The organism is Massilia sp. NBRC 108631 (assembly GCF_059704565.1).
The window spans coordinates 24,006-39,840 of sequence record NZ_BAAKJE010000129.1; the positions used below are offsets into that span (position 1 = coordinate 24,006).

Annotated in this window: 12 protein-coding genes and 1 pseudogene; 3 read left to right on the top strand and 10 right to left on the bottom strand. The window is 68.2% G+C overall.

Going from position 1 to position 15,835, the window contains the following annotated elements:
- Window positions 1-101: 101 nt before the first annotated feature.
- The 8 genes from AC6H42_RS14520 to AC6H42_RS14555 all read right to left on the bottom strand — a co-directional run bounded on the left by AC6H42_RS14520 (window position 102) and on the right by AC6H42_RS14555 (window position 12,109).
- Window positions 102-2,807: a zinc-dependent metalloprotease gene (locus AC6H42_RS14520; protein ID WP_497548351.1), complete on the bottom strand. Its 2,706-nt coding sequence runs from the start codon at window positions 2,805-2,807 to the stop codon at window positions 102-104.
- A gap of 26 nt (window positions 2,808-2,833) precedes the next feature.
- A complete protein-coding gene (gene hutI, locus AC6H42_RS14525) occupies window positions 2,834-4,054 on the bottom strand; it encodes an imidazolonepropionase (protein WP_497548352.1) in 1,221 nt (406 codons plus the stop codon).
- Entirely contained in the window at window positions 4,054-4,647 is a 594-nt protein-coding gene (locus AC6H42_RS14530; protein WP_057153049.1) for a HutD/Ves family protein, read from the bottom strand. Before AC6H42_RS14530 ends, hutI begins: the two co-directional genes overlap by 1 nt.
- On the bottom strand, window positions 4,647-6,011 hold the full coding sequence (locus AC6H42_RS14535; RefSeq protein ID WP_057153048.1) for a formimidoylglutamate deiminase: 1,365 nt from the start codon (window positions 6,009-6,011) through the stop codon (window positions 4,647-4,649). Before AC6H42_RS14535 ends, AC6H42_RS14530 begins: the two co-directional genes overlap by 1 nt.
- A complete protein-coding gene (gene hutG, locus AC6H42_RS14540) occupies window positions 6,008-6,808 on the bottom strand; it encodes an N-formylglutamate deformylase (RefSeq protein WP_057153047.1) in 801 nt (266 codons plus the stop codon). The genes AC6H42_RS14535 and hutG overlap by 4 nt, the downstream gene beginning before the upstream one ends.
- Window positions 6,809-6,830: 22 nt before the next feature.
- On the bottom strand, window positions 6,831-8,387 hold the full coding sequence (gene hutH, locus AC6H42_RS14545) for a histidine ammonia-lyase (protein ID WP_057153046.1): 1,557 nt from the start codon (window positions 8,385-8,387) through the stop codon (window positions 6,831-6,833).
- An 11-nt stretch (window positions 8,388-8,398) separates the two neighbouring features.
- On the bottom strand, window positions 8,399-10,102 hold the full coding sequence (hutU, locus tag AC6H42_RS14550; RefSeq protein WP_057153045.1) for a urocanate hydratase: 1,704 nt from the start codon (window positions 10,100-10,102) through the stop codon (window positions 8,399-8,401).
- Window positions 10,103-10,447: 345 nt separating this feature from the next.
- The gene (locus AC6H42_RS14555) at window positions 10,448-12,109 is read right to left on the bottom strand and encodes an amidohydrolase (RefSeq protein WP_057153044.1); all 1,662 of its coding nucleotides are present in this window, start codon (window positions 12,107-12,109) and stop codon (window positions 10,448-10,450) included.
- Window positions 12,110-12,202: 93 nt separating this feature from the next.
- Here AC6H42_RS14555 and AC6H42_RS14560 point away from each other — a divergent pair, with 93 nt between their 5' ends.
- Complete coding sequence (locus AC6H42_RS14560; RefSeq protein WP_057153043.1) at window positions 12,203-12,841, top strand: glutathione S-transferase family protein; 639 nt, start codon at window positions 12,203-12,205, stop codon at window positions 12,839-12,841.
- A 3-nt stretch (window positions 12,842-12,844) separates the two neighbouring features.
- Here AC6H42_RS14560 and AC6H42_RS14565 read toward each other — a convergent pair whose 3' ends face one another.
- On the bottom strand, window positions 12,845-13,600 hold the full coding sequence (locus AC6H42_RS14565) for a 2OG-Fe(II) oxygenase (protein ID WP_497548353.1): 756 nt from the start codon (window positions 13,598-13,600) through the stop codon (window positions 12,845-12,847).
- Window positions 13,597-14,661, bottom strand: a complete 1,065-nt coding sequence (ada, locus tag AC6H42_RS14570; RefSeq protein WP_057153042.1) for a bifunctional DNA-binding transcriptional regulator/O6-methylguanine-DNA methyltransferase Ada — start codon at window positions 14,659-14,661, stop codon at window positions 13,597-13,599. Before ada ends, AC6H42_RS14565 begins: the two co-directional genes overlap by 4 nt.
- Before the next feature lie 92 nt (window positions 14,662-14,753).
- Here ada and hutC point away from each other — a divergent pair, with 92 nt between their 5' ends.
- Together hutC and AC6H42_RS14580 are read left to right on the top strand one after the other, a co-directional pair.
- On the top strand, window positions 14,754-15,473 hold the full coding sequence (gene hutC, locus AC6H42_RS14575) for a histidine utilization transcriptional repressor HutC (RefSeq protein ID WP_057153041.1): 720 nt from the start codon (window positions 14,754-14,756) through the stop codon (window positions 15,471-15,473).
- Between the two features lie 158 nt (window positions 15,474-15,631).
- Window positions 15,632-15,835 (top strand): annotated as a pseudogene (locus tag AC6H42_RS14580) (hypothetical protein); the annotation flags it as partial.

Sequence of the window (15,835 nt, forward strand, 5' to 3'; positions counted from 1 at the left end):
CGGCGCCAGCCGCGCGCCCGCTCGGACGCAGGGCAGCCCGCCAGGCAGGCGCGCTGAAAAGATCGCTGGCGCCGCGCACGCCGCCGCTCGGGCGCCGCAAGTCAGGCGCCCGTGCGCAGCATCGGCGCTTTGAGGGCCTGGCTCAGCGTTTCATAGCTCTCGGCCAGGTGCGCCCGCGCCTCGTTGCTGATGGAACCCGACATGGCGCCGCGTATGTCGCGCTGCAGGGCCAGCGCCTGCTGCCGCTGCAGGCTGCGCGCGTCCGCCCGCGCACCGGGCGCGGAGCGCAGCAGCGACGTGGCCACCCGCTTCAGGTGTTCGCGCTGCAGGTTGCGCCGCATGCTGCCGATGTCCTTGCCGGTTTTCAGCTCGCTCCACACGGCTGCTTGCACCGTTGTGTACAGCTCGTCGAGCGCCAGCGCCTTCTTCGGCTGGTCCACCTTCTCCTGCGAGTCGAGCAGGCGGCCCGCCACCGGGTCCGACATCAGCTGGTCCAGCGCGGCCGCCTGCAGCGACAGCACGTAGCTGCCGATCGAGATATCGGGCCGCGTGCGGTTCAACAGCTGGTCCCCGCCCAGGCGGCTCACCATGTCCGGCGTGAACTTGAAGCTGTCGGCGCGGAACAGGTTGTTGGTCAGCAGCTTGAGCGCGGCGCGCTGGCGCTCGACCGGTACCGGCGTGAACGTGGCGCGGCCGGTGCCTGCGTGGTCGCGCAAGTGCGTCACCCCGCCGACATACTTCACCACCACCGGCATCACCCGCGCAAACTGCGAGAAGCCATATTCAAAACTGCGGCGCAGCGACTCGTAGCTCTCGCCCGGCTTCAGGCGGCGCGTCTGCACGCGGTCCCACAGCTCGCGCGACATGGTCAGCCGCTTCTGGAAATAGGCCAGCGGATCGTCGCCCAGGTCGAAGATGTTCACGCCAGGGTCGGACACGCCTCCATAGGCTTCCTGGTCGGTGCCAAAGGCCAGCAACGGTTCGTTGGAGCGGTTGGCGATGCGCGCCAGCTCCTCCTTCTCCTGCTCCGGCGCGATGGGCTTGTAGGCGTATTCGATGGCCCAGTAGTCATACGGCCCCAGCGCGGACGTGACGTATTCGCCCTGCTGCTCGCCCTTCACCGCCAGGTTGAACGGCGTGTAGTCCATGACCGAGCCGCTCATGCCGTTCTTGCTGGTGAAGGCCTTGTCCTGCAGCTGCTTCAGCTTGTAGATGGTGGACGAGCGGAAGTTGTGGCGCAGGCCCAGCGTATGCCCCACCTCGTGCATGATGACCGAGCGCACATAGGCTTGCGCCACCGCCTCGGCCTGCGGACTGTCCATCTCGACGTCGCCGCGCGCCTCCATCAGGTCCATGGCGAAACCCATTTCCTGGGCCGATTCCATGCCGTAGTCGCAGCGGATACCGTTGACGGTGCGATTGCCGGCGTACCCGTGCGCATGGTCCGCTGCTTCCGGATTGAAGCGCGTGTCCTCGCTGGCCATGCGGCGCGCGCCGCGCGCGAACACGTCGGACATGCCGATGTCCGCATCGAGGATCTCGCCGCTGCGCGGGTCCACCTGGCGGGGACCGATGGCGAAGCCGGCGTCCACGCCCACGTACCAGCGCACCGAAGCGTGGCGCGCGTCCATGGTGTCGAAATTGTCCTTGGCGTCCTGCTGCTTGACTACGATGGCGTCCTTGAAGCCGATGCGCTCGAAGGCGGCGTTCCACGCCAGCACGCCCTGCTTCACGGATTCGCGGTATTTCTCGGGGATGTTCTTGTCCAGCCAGTAAACGATAGGCTGCTTCGGTTCCGACACGGCCAGCGCCGGGTCTTTCTTCTCCAGGCGCCAACGGTTCACCGCATGGCTGGCCTGGCTGGGCTTGATGTCGTCCGTGAAATCGAGGCTGGTGGTGACGAAGTGGCCGATGCGGTCGTCCGCCGCGCGCGCCGGCATGGGCTGCGCGGGCAGCGGCATGAAGCTGTAGTAGAAGCCGAGGAACATGCTGCGCGGGTCGGGCAGCGTGAACGGCGGCGGCATATACATCGGCACCGGCATCAGCGGCGCGGCGGCGATGCGCGGCACGAAGTAGTGCGCGTTCACGTGGAAGCCGGTCATGCCGTCGTCGCTGCGCACGTTGCTAAAGCTGCTGTTGCGCGGGTCCAGGCTGTACGGCAGGCGGAAGGCGTAGTCCAGCCGCGTGGCGTAGCCGGGTATGTCGGTGAACAGCAGCGCGTTCGCTTCCACCAGGATGCCTTTTCCCTGCGGATTGGGCGCGCTGACCACCGGCGCTGCGCTCAGCAGGCTGTCCGAAAAGCCCTGCGACACGGCCAGCGCCTGCGGCGTTCCCAGCGTGGCGCGGAAGCCGGTGTTCAGCGCGATCAGCTGCACCAGGCTGCCGATCTTGCGGAACATGACCACTTCGCTGCGCGTCATCTGGCCGCCGTACACGCCCCGTTCGCCGATGCCGTTCGGGGTATTCACGGACATGAAGAAGGGCTTGTCGAACTGCTCAGGTTTCAGCTCCAGCCATACTTTCTCGTCCTTCTGGTACAGGGACAAGAAACCCGGCAGGCGCTGCGCGCCCTTGACGATGTCGGCGAAAGGCTTGGGCGCTGCGGCGGCGGCCACCGGCGCGGCAGGCGCGCCGGGTGCGGCAGGCTGTGCCGGCGTGGTGGCGACCACCGGCACATCCGGATTGGGCGGCACCGGGGACGGCGGGGTCTGGGCGATGGCCTGGGTGCTCAGGGCCAGCAGTACGGCGAGGCGGATCGGACGCATGATGATCTGGGAAGGGGCGCTGGTGATCGTATTAATGTACACGATCGCCAGCGCCCCCGGGCGGGATTTTAGAGCGCCGGCGCCCGCAGCACGCCGCCGTTGACCACGCCCCGGCAGGGGTTGTAGCCGAAGGAATAACACAGCTCGGCCGGACGCGCGATGTCCCACAGCGCGAAGTCGGCGCGCTTGCCCGCTTCCAGCGTGCCGATATCGTTCTGGCGGCCCAGCGCGCGGGCCGCGTGCACGGTACAGCCCGCCAGCGCTTCCAGCGGAGTCAGCCGCCACAGGGTGCAGACCATGTTCATGGCCAGCAGCAGCGAAGTCATCGGCGAGGTGCCGGGATTGTTGTCGGTGGCCACCGCCATCGGCACGCCGGCCGCGCGCAAGGCGGCCACCGGGGGCGGCGTGGTGTCGCGCAGGAAGTAGTAGGCGCCCGGCAGCAGCACGGCGACCGTGCCGCCCGCCTGCATGGCGGCGACGCCGTCCGCCGTCAGGTGCTCCAGGTGGTCGGCGGACAGGCCGCGGTAGCGCGCCACCAGTTCGGCGCCGCGCTGGTCCGACAACTGCTCGGCGTGCAGCTTGACCGGCAGCCCGAGGGCGGCGGCGGCCTGGAACACGCGCTCGGTCTGCGCGTTGCTGAAGCCGATGCGCTCGCAGAAGGCGTCCACCGCGTCCACCAGTCCCTGGCCGGCCAGCAGCGGCATCATCGCGCACACTTCGGCCACGTAGTCGTCCGCGCGGCCGGCGAATTCGGGCGGCACGGCGTGTGCGCCGAGAAAAGTGGTGGCCACGCTCACCGGCAGCGTGGCGCCCACGCGGCGCGCCACGCGCAGCATCTTGGCTTCCGATTCCAGTGTCAGGCCGTAGCCGGACTTGATCTCCAGCGTGGTAACGCCTTCGGCCAGCAGGCTGGCGATGCGCGGCAGGCTTTGCGCGTACAGCTCGTCGTCGGTGGCTGCGCGGGTGGCGCGCACGGTGGACATGATGCCGCCGCCGGCCTTCGAAATGTCCTCGTAGGTGGCGCCGTTCAGGCGCGCCTCGAATTCGTCGCTGCGATTGCCGGCGTGGACGATGTGCGTGTGGCAGTCGATCAGGCCGGGGGTAAGCCAGCAGCCGGCGCCGTCGTGCACCGTGGCGGCGCTGCCGGCCGCTGCGGCATCGCCGGCACTGCCCAGCCAGGCGATGCGGCCATCCTTGACGGCGACGGCGCCGTTGCGCAGTTCGCCGTAGCCTTCGGCACCGGCCATGGTGGCCAGGTGCACATTGGTGTACAACACGTCCCACGTCATTATTCGTCTTCTTCCTCGTTGGGGATGATGTCGACGATGAACACCGTGGCGCTGGACGCCTCCAGGGTCCACACGTCCTCGGTGTTGAGCACCAGCGCGTCGTAGCGCACCATGGCCACGCGCTCGTCGGCGCTGATCATGGTCAGGCTTTCGCCTTCGGCCAGGAACACGATGGTGGTGGGGCTGCGCCGCTCCAGCGTGGAGAAGTCGCGCACCACGCGCCGCTCCAGCTGGTGGCTGCAGCGCGCGCGCCGCGTCATGACGTTGAAATCGGTGGTGGGGCCGTCGCCCACGGTGGCCGACACGGCGATCTCGCCCGGGAAGGCCACCACCGGTTCGCGCTCGCTGAGCGCTACCTGGCGCTCGTTGCCCACATCCAGCACCACGCACGGCCCGCTCACCAGCGTCAGCGTGCGGTCGATGCCGGGAAAGAGCGAGAACGGACCGCTGTGGGCTATCGTGGCCAGGCTGATGCGCCAGTCGAAGTTGTCGAAAGTGGCGCCGTTGGGTGCGATGGCGATCTCGGTGGTGCTGCCGCCGCCGTTCTTCCAAGGCGTGGCGTGCAGGCTTGCGTACTGTATCAGCTTGCTCATTACCTGAACTCCCGCAGTTCGGCCAGCGTCTGTTTGAACCGCGCGGCGATGGCCTGTTGCGCCGCGTGCTTCTGCTCGCGCACCACCCACTGGCCGCCAGCCAATACATGCTTCACCAGATTGTCGTTGCCGCTGAATACCAGGGTGCCGAGCACTTCGTCCGCCGCCAGCCCGTACAGGTTCGGATGGCCGTCGTCGAGCACGACGATGTCCGCCCGCTTGCCCGCTTCCAGCGCGCCCACCGCGCGCCCCGCCGCCTGCGCCCCGCCCTGCAAGGCGCCCTGCCATAAAAAGTCGCCCACGTTGCGCTGCACCGCCGACACCGCGATATTTCGGCGCTGCTGCATCAGGCGCTGCCCGTACTCCAGCCAGCGCAGTTCCTCGACGGCGCTGTGCGAAATATGGCTGTCGCTGCCGATGCCGAAACGGCCGCCTTGCGCCAGGAACGGCTCCAGCGGGAACAGTCCGTCGCCCAGGTTGGCCTCGGTGGTCGGGCACAGGCCCGCCACGGCGCCGCTTTGTGCGATGGCCTGCACTTCGCCGTCCACCAGGTGGGTGGCGTGCACCAGGCACCAGCGGCGGTCCACTTGCACCTCATCATACAGGTATTGCACCGGACGGCGCCCACTGAAGTCCAGCGACTGGCGCACCTCGCCCTGCTGCTCGGCGATATGGATGTGCACCGGCCGATTGTGCGGCAAGGCGGCCAGCACTTCGTTGATCTGGGACACGGAAGCGGCGCGCAGCGAGTGCGGCGCCACGCCGACCTCGGTTTGCGCGTCGCGCAGCGCTTCCAGCTCGCCAATGATCTTCAGCACGTCCTGCGCGTCGGTCTTGAAGCGCAGCTGTTCCGGCTTGAGCGGCGTTTCGCCGAAGCCCGCGTAGCTGTACAACACCGGCAGCATGGTCACGCCGATGCCGGCCAGCCTTGCGCCGGCGATCACGCGCCCGGCCGTTTCCGCGGCGTTGGCGTACATGGCCCCGTCCGGCGCCCGCTGCACATAGTGGAACTCGCACACCGAGGTGTAGCCGTGGCGCAGGCATTCGCTGAATAGCTGCGCGGCAATGGCTTCCATGTGCGCGGGGGTGATGTTGCGGGCGAAGCGATACATCAGGTCGCGCCAGGTCCAGAAGGAATCCGGCCCGTCGCCCGCCTTCTCGGTCAGCCCGCCCAGCGCGCGCTGGAAGCTGTGCGAGTGCAGGTTGACCATGCCGGGGATGGCGTATTCGGCCAGCTCCACGCCGGCCGGGTGCAAGGCGTTGGGCGTAACGTCGATCAGCTCGCCGCCGGCGTCCCATTGCAGCAGCACGTCCTGCGCCCAGCCGGACGGCAGCAAGGCGTTTTTTGCAAACAACGCGCTCACGCTTGCGCTCCCTTGGCCGCCCAATCGGCTGCCGCCTGCGTCAGCTGGCGCAGCAGCGGCTGCACTTGCGCGGCCAGGTCGGGACGGTAGCCATAGGGCGCCGTCTCGTCCATGTAGGTGGATTGGCACATCTCCAGCTGGATCGCGTGCACGTTGTGCGCCGGCTTGCCGTAGTGGCGCGTGATGTGGCCGCCCTTGAAGCGGCCGTTCACGGCCACCGTGTAGCCGCCGTGCGCCTGCGCCAGCGTGGCGATGGCGTCGGTCATGCCGGGCGCGCAGGCGGCGCCGTCGGCGGTGCCGAAATTCAGGTCCGGCAACTTGCCTTCGAAAAAGCGCGGCACCACCGACGCAATGGAGTGCGCGTCCCACAGCACCACGCGGCCGTGGATGGCCAGCAGCCGGTCCAGCTCGGCGCGCAGCTGCTGGTGGTAGGGCTTCCAGTACAGCTGCAAACGGCGCTGCACTTCGGCTTCATCGGGCGCGCCGCCTGCCGGGTACAGCGGCGCGCGGCCGAAGGTGTCGACCGGGCACAGGCCGGTGGTGTCCTGCCCCGGATACAGATTGGTGTTCTCGGGCGGACGGTTCAGATCGATCACGTAGCGCGACCAGCGCGCCGCCAGCGTCGAGGCCCCCATTTCCCGCAGGAAGCCATACAGCTGCACCAGGTGCCAGTCGGTATCGGTCTTGACCGCCGCGGCCGGCGCGAAGCCGGCCGCGATATCGTCCGGGATGTCGGTGCCCACGTGGGGCATCGACACCAGCAAGGGCAGGCTGCCTGCCGCGAATTGAAAGTCCATCTGGTCGTCCCCCTGAAGCGCGTTACGGATGCAGCGGCGTGAACAGGTTCTTGCAGGTAGCGCTCAGCTCACCCTTCAGCACCATCTGCTTGGCCGCCTCGATATCCGGCGCGAAGAAGCGGTCGGCGTCGAAGAACGGCACCTGCGCGCGCAGCTGCGCGTGCACGTGTTCCAGCTGCGGCGAGGTCTTCAGCGGACGGTGGAAGTCGATGCCCTGCGCCGCCGCCAGCAGCTCGATGCCGAGGATGACAGCCGTATTGTGCGCCATGTCGTCCAGGCGGCGCGCCGCGTAGGTGGCCATCGAGACATGGTCTTCCTGGTTGGCCGAGGTCGGGATGGTGTCCACGCTGCCGGGATGGGCCAGCGACTTGTTCTCGGACGCCAGCGCGGCTGCCGTCACGTGGGCGATCATGAAGCCGGAGTTGACGCCCGGATCGCGCACCAGGAAAGGCGGCAGGCCGGACAGCGTGGCGTCGATCAGCAGCGCGATGCGGCGCTCGGCAATGCTGCCGATTTCGGCGATGGCCAGCGCCAGCGTATCGGCCGCGAAGGCCACCGGCTCGGCGTGGAAATTGCCGCCCGAGACCACCACGGCGCTGTCGCCCTCCTGGAACAGCAGCGGATTGTCGGTGACGGCGTTGGCTTCGATCAGCAGGGTGCGGCTGGCGTTGCCGATGATGTCCATGCACGCGCCCATCACCTGCGGCTGGCAGCGCAGGCAGTAAGGATCCTGCACGCGCTCGTCGCCCACCAGGTGCGAGGCGCGGATGGCGCTGTTGCTCACCAGCTCGCGGTAGATGGCGGCGGCGGCGATCTGGCCCGGCTGGCCGCGCACTTCGTGCACGCGCGCGTCGAACGGCGAATCGCTGCCCTTGGCCGCGTCCAGCGACAGCGAGCCGGTGACCATGCCCGCTTCCAGCAGGCGCTCGGCCATGAACAGGCCGTGCAGCGCCAGCGCGTTCGACACCTGGGTGCCGTTGATCAGCGCCAGGCCTTCCTTCGCCGCCAGCACCACGGGGGCGATGGCGGCGGCCTTCAGCGCGTCCAGCGCCGGCACCAGCTCGCCGTTGTGGCGCACCTGGCCCACGCCCAGCATGGCCAGCGTCATGTGCGACAGCGGCGCCAGGTCGCCCGAGGCGCCGACCGAACCCTTGGCCGGAATGGCGGGCATGATGCCGGCGTTGTACAGCGCCAGCAAGGTGTCGATGATGAGCGGACGCACGCCGGAGTAGCCGCGCGCCAGGCTGCCGATCTTCATCAGCATGATCAGGCGCACCACCGCGTCCGACAGCAGCTCGCCGGTGCCCACCGAGTGCGACAGGATCAGGTTGCGTTGCAGCTGTTCCAGTTTTTCGTCGGGGATGCGGGTCTTGGCCAGCAGGCCGAAACCGGTGTTGATGCCGTAGGCGGCGTCGCCCTTGGCCACGATGGCGCGCACGGCGGCGGCCGACGCTTCAATCACCGGATAGGCTTCGGCGGCCAGCGTCACCGGCGCGCAGTCGTTCCAGGCCGCGCGCAGTTCGCACAGGGTCATCTTGCCCGGGTTCAGGGTCCAGGCTTTGCTTTGGCTTTGCGTCATTGGGTGCTCGCTTACTTGATCATTGGGAGATTGAGGCCGTTGCGCTTGGCGCAGGCGACCGCAGTTTCATAGCCGGCGTCGGCGTGGCGCATCACGCCCGAGCCGCTGTCGTTCACCAGCACGCGCGCCAGGCGCTTGGCGGCGGCGTCGGTGCCGTCGGCCACGATCACCACGCCGGAGTGCTGCGAGTAGCCCATGCCCACGCCGCCGCCATGGTGCAGCGAGACCCAGGTGGCGCCGCCGGCGGTGTTCAGCAGCGCGTTCAGCAGCGGCCAGTCGGAGACGGCGTCGGTGCCGTCCTTCATGCTTTCGGTTTCACGGTTGGGGCTGGCCACCGAGCCGGTGTCCAGATGGTCGCGGCCGATCACGATCGGCGCCTTCAGCTCGCCGTTGCGCACCATCTCGTTGAACGCCAGGCCGGCGATGTGGCGCTCGCCCAGGCCCAGCCAGCAGATGCGCGCCGGCAGGCCCTGGAAGGCGATGCGCTCGCGCGCCATGTCCAGCCAGCGGTGCACCTGCGCGTGGTGCGGGAACAGTTCCTTGATCTTGGCGTCGGTCTTGTAGATGTCTTCCGGGTCGCCGGACAGCGCCACCCAGCGGAACGGGCCGCGGCCTTCGCAAAATTGCGGGCGGATGTAGGCCGGCACGAAGCCGGGGAAGTCGAAGGCGTTTTCCACGCCCTGGTCGAAGGCCACCTGGCGGATGTTGTTGCCGTAATCGACCACCTTGGCGCCCAGCTGCTGGAACTCCAGCATGGCTTGCACGTGGGCGGCGCAGGAGTCGGCGGCGGCGGCCACCAGGCGCGCGTGGCGCTCGGGGTCCTGCTGCGCCGCTTTCCAGTCCGCCACGCTCCAGCCGCGCGGCAAATAGCCGTTCACCAGGTCGTGCGCCGAAGTCTGGTCGGTGACCATGTCCGGTACCGGGCCGCCTTCCTTGGCGCGCCTGACCAGCTCCGGCAGGATCTCGGCCGCATTGCCCAGCAGGCCGATGGAGATGGCTTCCTTGCGTTCGGTGTGGAACTTGACCAGCGCCAGCGCCTCGTCGATGGAGGCGGCCTGCTTGTCCAGGTACTTGGTGCGCAGGCGGAAATCGATGCTGCTCTGCTGGCATTCAATGTTGAGCGAGACGGCGCCGGCGAAGGTGGCCGCCAGCGGCTGCGCGCCGCCCATGCCGCCCAGGCCGGCGGTCAGGATCCAGCGGCCGGCCAGGTCGCCGCCGAAGTGCTGGCGGCCCGCTTCGGCGAAGGTTTCATAGGTGCCCTGCACGATGCCCTGGGTGCCGATGTAGATCCAGGAGCCGGCCGTCATCTGGCCGTACATGAACAGGCCGGCGCGGTCCAGTTCGTTGAAGTGTTCCCAGTTGGCCCACTTCGGCACCAGGTTGGAGTTCGCCAGCAGCACGCGCGGCGCGTCCTCATGGGTCTGGAACACGCCGACCGGCTTGCCGGACTGGATCAGCAGGGTCTGGTCGGCTTCCAGCGCCTTCAGCGACGCCAGGATCTGGTCATAGCATGCCCAGTTGCGCGCGGCGCGGCCGATGCCGCCGTACACCACCAGGTGCTGCGGGTTTTCCGCGACTTCGTTGTCGAGGTTGTTCTGCAGCATGCGATAGGCCGCTTCCGCACCCCAGGTCTTGCAGACACGCTCGGGGCCGCGCGGGGCGCGGATATTGCGGGTGGCGTCGAAACGTGGATCGTTGGCGAGGGCAGTGCTCATGTCGTCTCCTTGGTTGCAGGTGATGCGGAGGAGCAAAAGATCGTCGCACGCCCTCCGCGCATCTTCCCAGCATAAGTTGTCTATACAACCAAGTCAAGCCCTGTCTGACAAATATCGCTTCCCTTCCCCTGATTGGATTTGCCCCTTGTGAATGAAGCCTTGGGGCAAGCCGTCGCCATCCGGATAGGGCCGCGAAAGCCCAGGCTGAATTGCCTGCCAAACAATACAAGCGGCTTGCGTCTGCAATATTCACACTGCTGCGCGACGCGACGCCACACGACAGCTTGCCTTGACAGGGCGCGAAGCGTCGCGGGCGCCGCGCGCCGCACCCAATGCCACCCCCAATTACTTCTTGTACACCTGCTTGCCCGCCACCCAGGTCTGCAGCACGGTGATCCTGCCGATGTTGGCGGCCGGGACTTTGAACAGGTCGGCGTCGGTGACGATGAAGTCGGCCCATTTGCCCGCTTCCAGCGAGCCGATGTCCTTCTCCTGGCGCGCGGCATAGGCGGCGTCCAGCGTGAAGCAGCGGAAGGCTTGCAGCAGCGTCATGGCTTCGTTCTTGTACCAGCCGCCGGCCGGGGCGCCGCTGGCGTCCTGGCGCGTCACGGCCGCGTGGATGCCGGCCAGCGGGTTGGGCGACTCGATCGGGAAGTCCGAACCGCAGGCGATCTTCGAACCCTGGCGGAGGAAGGTCTGCCACGCATATGCGCCCTTGATGCGCTGCGGACCGACGCGCTGCTCGGCCATGTTCTGGTCGGACGTGGCGTGGGTCGGCTGCATGGACGGGATGATGCCCAGCGCCTTGAAGCGCGGGATGTCGGCCGGCGTCACCACCTGCGCATGCTCGATGCGGTGGCGCTGCGCGGCGGCGTCCGGGTATTTCTTCAGCAGCTCGGCGTAGGCGTCCAGGATCTGGTGGTTGCCGGCGTCGCCGATGGCGTGCACGTTGACCTGGTAGCCGGCCTTCATGGCCTTCTCCATCTTGGCCAGCATCTCGTCGTTCTTGTAGAACAGCAGGCCGTGCGTATGCTGCGCGTCGCTGTAGGGCGCGATCAGCGCGGCGCCGCGGCTGCCCAGCGCGCCGTCCGAGTACAGCTTGACCGCCGACAGCGCGTACATGCCGCCGGCATAGCTTTGCAGCGGGCCGTCCTTGGCCAGCCGGTCGAAGTCGGCGCTGGTGTCGCCGATCATGGCATAGATGCGGGCGGTGAGCTTGCCGCCGTCGGCGTAGGCGCGGAACAGGCGGTCTTCGCCAACGCCGATGCCGGCGTCGTGCGCGCTGGTCAGGCCCACCTTGGCCATGTGCGCCAGCGCGCCGTCGAGCGAGGCGCGCGACTCGGCCTCGGTCGGCACCGGCACCACTTTGTTGACCAGGTCCATCGCGGCATCGACCAGGATGCCGGTCGGGCGGCCGATTTCGTCGCGTTCGATCTTGCCGCCGGCCGGGTCGGGCGTTTCATGGGTGATACCGGCCAGCGCCAGCGCCTTGCTGTTGACCCATACGGCATGGCCATCCACGCGGTGCATCAGCGCGGGACGGTCGGCCACCACGCCGTCCAGTTCCGCCGCTGTGGGGAAGCGGCCCAGCTTCCAGATCTCCTGGTTCCAGCCGTTGCCCACCACCCAGGCGCGCTGCGGGTTGGCCTTGCTGAAGTCGGCCACCGCCTGCAGCGCGCCGGGCAGCGAGGTGGAACTGTACAGCTCCACGCCGGTGGCGATGGCGCCCAGGCCGAACACGTGGCCGTGCGCATCGATCAGGCCCGGCAGCACGGTCTTGCCCTGCATGTCGACCCGGGTGGCGCCGGCCGGCGCCTTGGCCGCCACCGCCTTGCTGCCGCCCACCGCGATGAGCTTGCCTTCGTCGTCGTACGCCAGCGCGGCGAACCTCACCAGCCGGCCGGCCGCGTTGAGCGTGTAGCCGTTGGCGTTGTCGATGATGGTGGCCGCGGTGGCCAGCAGGGGCAGCGCGGTGAAGAGGGCAAGCATCAGGGTGGTCGGGCGCATCTAAACAATCTCCAGAGTGAATTCAACAGCAAGAAGGAGAGTGTAGCGAAATTTGCAAGCTGGTCCAATATGGTTTTCCCCTGGAGCGTAACCATGCTGACCCTGTTCGACTACCTGCCTTCCCAGAACGCCTGGAAAGTGCGCCTGCTGCTGCATCATTTGCAATTGCCCTACCGCACCGAGTACATCAGTATTTTCGAGGGCGAAGGCCGGCGTCCGGACTTCCTGGCGGTCAATCCCGCCGGCGCGGTGCCGGCGCTGCGGCTGGACGATGGCCGGGTGCTGGCCGAATCGAACGCCATCCTGGCCTACCTGGCGCAGGGCACGCGCTACCTGCCGCAGGATGGCTTCGGCCTGGCCAAGGTGATGCAGTGGCTGTCGTTCGAGCAGGACTACGTGGGCGCCATCGCCACGCTGCGGCACTGGACCATGACCGGCAAGCTGGAACGCCGCCCCGCCGAGCTGGTGGCGATGAGGCGCGCCGGTTCACTGCACGCGCTGCGCATGCTGGACCGCGAACTGGCCACGCGGCCGTTCATCGCGGGCGGCGCCTATACGATTGCGGATATGTCGGTGTATGCGTACACCCACCGGGCGGAGGAGGCGAATTTGCCGCTGGCCGAGTTCGTGCACGTGTCGGCCTGGGTGGCGCGGGTGGCGTCGCAGGAAGGCTTCCTGCACCAGTGCCACCCGTACTCGATCGACCCGTTTTCGGGCCGGGAGTTGCCTTGAGGCTCAACTTGCGTCGTGGAAGATGATGCCGAGGGTGTGGCGCGAGCCGCTGCGCAGGCGCGACACGCCATGCCGCAGGTTGACGCGGTAGGCGCCGCGCGTGCCGCTCACAGGGCGGTGGAAGACCGGGAAGATAACCATGCCGCCCTGCTCCAGCGGCACCACCTCGGCGCGCGACTGCATGCGCGGGCGCTGTTCGGTGAGCACGAATTCGCCGCCTTCATAATCGGCGCCGGGCTGCGACAGCAGCACCGCCGCTTGCAGGGGGAACACGTGCTCGCCGTACAGGTCCTGGTGCAGGCAGTTGTAGTCGCCGGCGCGGTATTGCAGCAGCAGCGGCGTGGGGCGGACCTGGCCGGCGGCGTGGCAGCGGGCCACGAAGTCTTCATGCCGCGGCGGGAAGCGCGGCTCGAGCTGCATGGCGTCGTACCAGCGGTTGGCGATGGGCGCCAGCGGCGGGTACAGGGCGGCGCGCAGTTCGGCGATGGGACCGGGCAAGGGATAGGCAAAGTACTGGTATTCGCCTTTGCCAAAGCCGTGCCGCTCCATCACCACCCGGCTGCGGAACAGTTCGGGCTTGGCGTAGGCGCCGGCCAGGCGGACGCACTCTTCTTGCGTCAGCAGGCCGGGAACGATGGCGCAACCGTGGGCGTCCAGGTCTGCGGCGATGTCCTGCCAGTCGAGCGCTTGGCAGCGCGCGGACAGGCCGGCGAAGGCGCCCGGCGCGGGGGCTGCGGCCCGGGGCTGGCGGGGGCTCACTTCGCCCCCTCGCGCTCGAGCAGCGCGGCCTTGCGCTCCACGCCCCAGCGGTAGCCGGAAATCGAGCCGTCGTTGCGCACCACGCGGTGGCAGGGGATCGCCACCGCGATGGCGTTGGCGGCGCAGGCGCCGGCCACGGCGCGTGCGCCTTTCGGCAGCCCTACCCGCTCGGCCAGCTCGGCGTAGCTGACGGTCTGCCCGGCCGGAATCTCGCGCAAGGCTTGCCACACGCGCTGCTGGAAGGCGGTGCCGCGCACGTCCAGCGGCAGCGCCAGGCCGATTTCGGGCGCCTCCACCAGTCCGATCACGGCGGCCACCACCCGTTCGTAGTCCTGTTCGGCGCCGATCAGCTCCGCTTTCGGGAAGCGGTCCTGCAGGTCGCGCGCCAGCTCGTTTGGGTCGTCGCCGATCAGGATGGCGCAAATACCCTTGTCGGTGCTGGCCACCAGGATCGCGCCCAGCGAGCACTGCGCCACGGCGAAGCGGATCGCCGCGCCGCTGCCGCCGGCCTGGTAGGCTTTCGGCGTCATGCCCAGCGCGCCGGACGACTGGGCGTAGAAGCGCCCGCTGGAGTTGAAGCCGGCCGCGTAGATGGCGTCCGTCACGCTGGCCTGCTTGCCGGGGCCGGCCAATCCGGCCTGCATGCGGCGCTGCTTCACGCCGGCCGCGTAGGCCTTGGGCGTGAGCCCGGTCTGGGCCTTGAAGATGCGGTGGAAGTGGAAACGGCTCATGCCGCTGGCCTCGGCTAGGCTGGCCAGGTCCGGCTCGCTCTCGGCTTCGTCGATCAGGCGGCACATCTGCGCCACCATGGCGGCGTGGCGCTCGGCCAGCGGCGGCTGGTCGGGCTTGCAGCGCAGGCAGGGCCGGAATCCGGCCGCCTCGGCCTCGGCCATGCTGGCGTGGAAGCGGACGTTGCGCCGCAGCGCCGGGCGCGCACCGCACGAGGGGCGGCAATAGACGCCGGTGGTGCGCACGGAATAGTAAAACTGGCCGTCGGCCTCGCCGTCGCGCTGCTGCACGGCGGCCCAGCGCTCGTCGTCATTGTTGAAGGTGGTGTCCATGACTGCTCCGTAGTGGTTTCATTATGGGGCCATGGTAGCCAGCCGCCAAGATCGCCACACCCCGACTCTTGCTTTTGAATTAAAATCATCCCATGAACCAACATCAGGCAGCCGAAACCACCCCCATTTTCCAGCGCATCAAGGACCATCTGCTGGAGCAGATCGCCGCCGGCACCTGGAAGGAAGGCGACGTGATCCCGTCCGAACAGGCGCTGGTCAAGCAGTTTGGCGTCTCGCGCATGACGGTCAACCGCGCCGTGCGCGAGCTCACCGCCGAGCAGGTGCTGACGCGCCGCCAGGGCTCCGGCACCTATGTGGCGCAGCAAAAATACCAGGCCACGCTGCTGGAAATCAAGAGCATCGCCGACGAGGTGCGCGCGCGCGGCCACGCCCACCGCAGCAGCCTGCAACTGCTGGAACAGAGCAAGGCCGGCGACCTGCTGGCCAAGCAGTTCGAACTGCCGCCGGCCTCGGTGCTGTTCCATTCGGTCATCGTGCACTTCGAAAACGGCGTGCCGATCCAGGTCGAGGACCGCTGGGTCAACCCGGCCTGCGCGCCGCTCTACATGAGCCAGGACTTCGCCGCCGTCACCCCCAACGAATACCTGATGGCCGCCGCGCCGCTGCAGGGGGCCACCTACAGCATCGAGGCGCTCAGCCCGCCGCGCGACATCGCCGACATGCTGGCCATCGACACCCGCCAGCCCTGCCTGGTGCTCAAGCGCCAGACCCGCTCGGCCGGCCAGGTGGCCTCGATCGCCACCATGTGGCATCCCGGCCACCGCTACCAGTTCGCCGGCAGCTTTGCCTAGGCCGGCGTGCCCTCCGCAATGCTCGCTTGCACATTGCAAGTGAATAAATAGCTAGTGCCTGGCGGCCATAAAGTAAACCCTACAGGCAAAATTTCGATGCTATAGTTGGCTGAGAAAAACGGGGCCGCGCCCCGTGCGCATTTGCGAAAGGGAAGCTCTTGCTGCATCGCCGTCCTCAGTCCAGTTTGCCGTCCGGTCCGCGCCGCCCGCGCTGGGCTGCCGCGCTGGCCTGCGCGGCGGCTTCTGCCGTGGCCAACCTGCTGCTGGCGGGCGGCGCCGGCGCGGCCGAGCCCATCACCGTACAGCTGAAATGGCTGCACCAGTTCCAGTTCGCCGGCTACTACGCCGCGCAAGACAAAGGC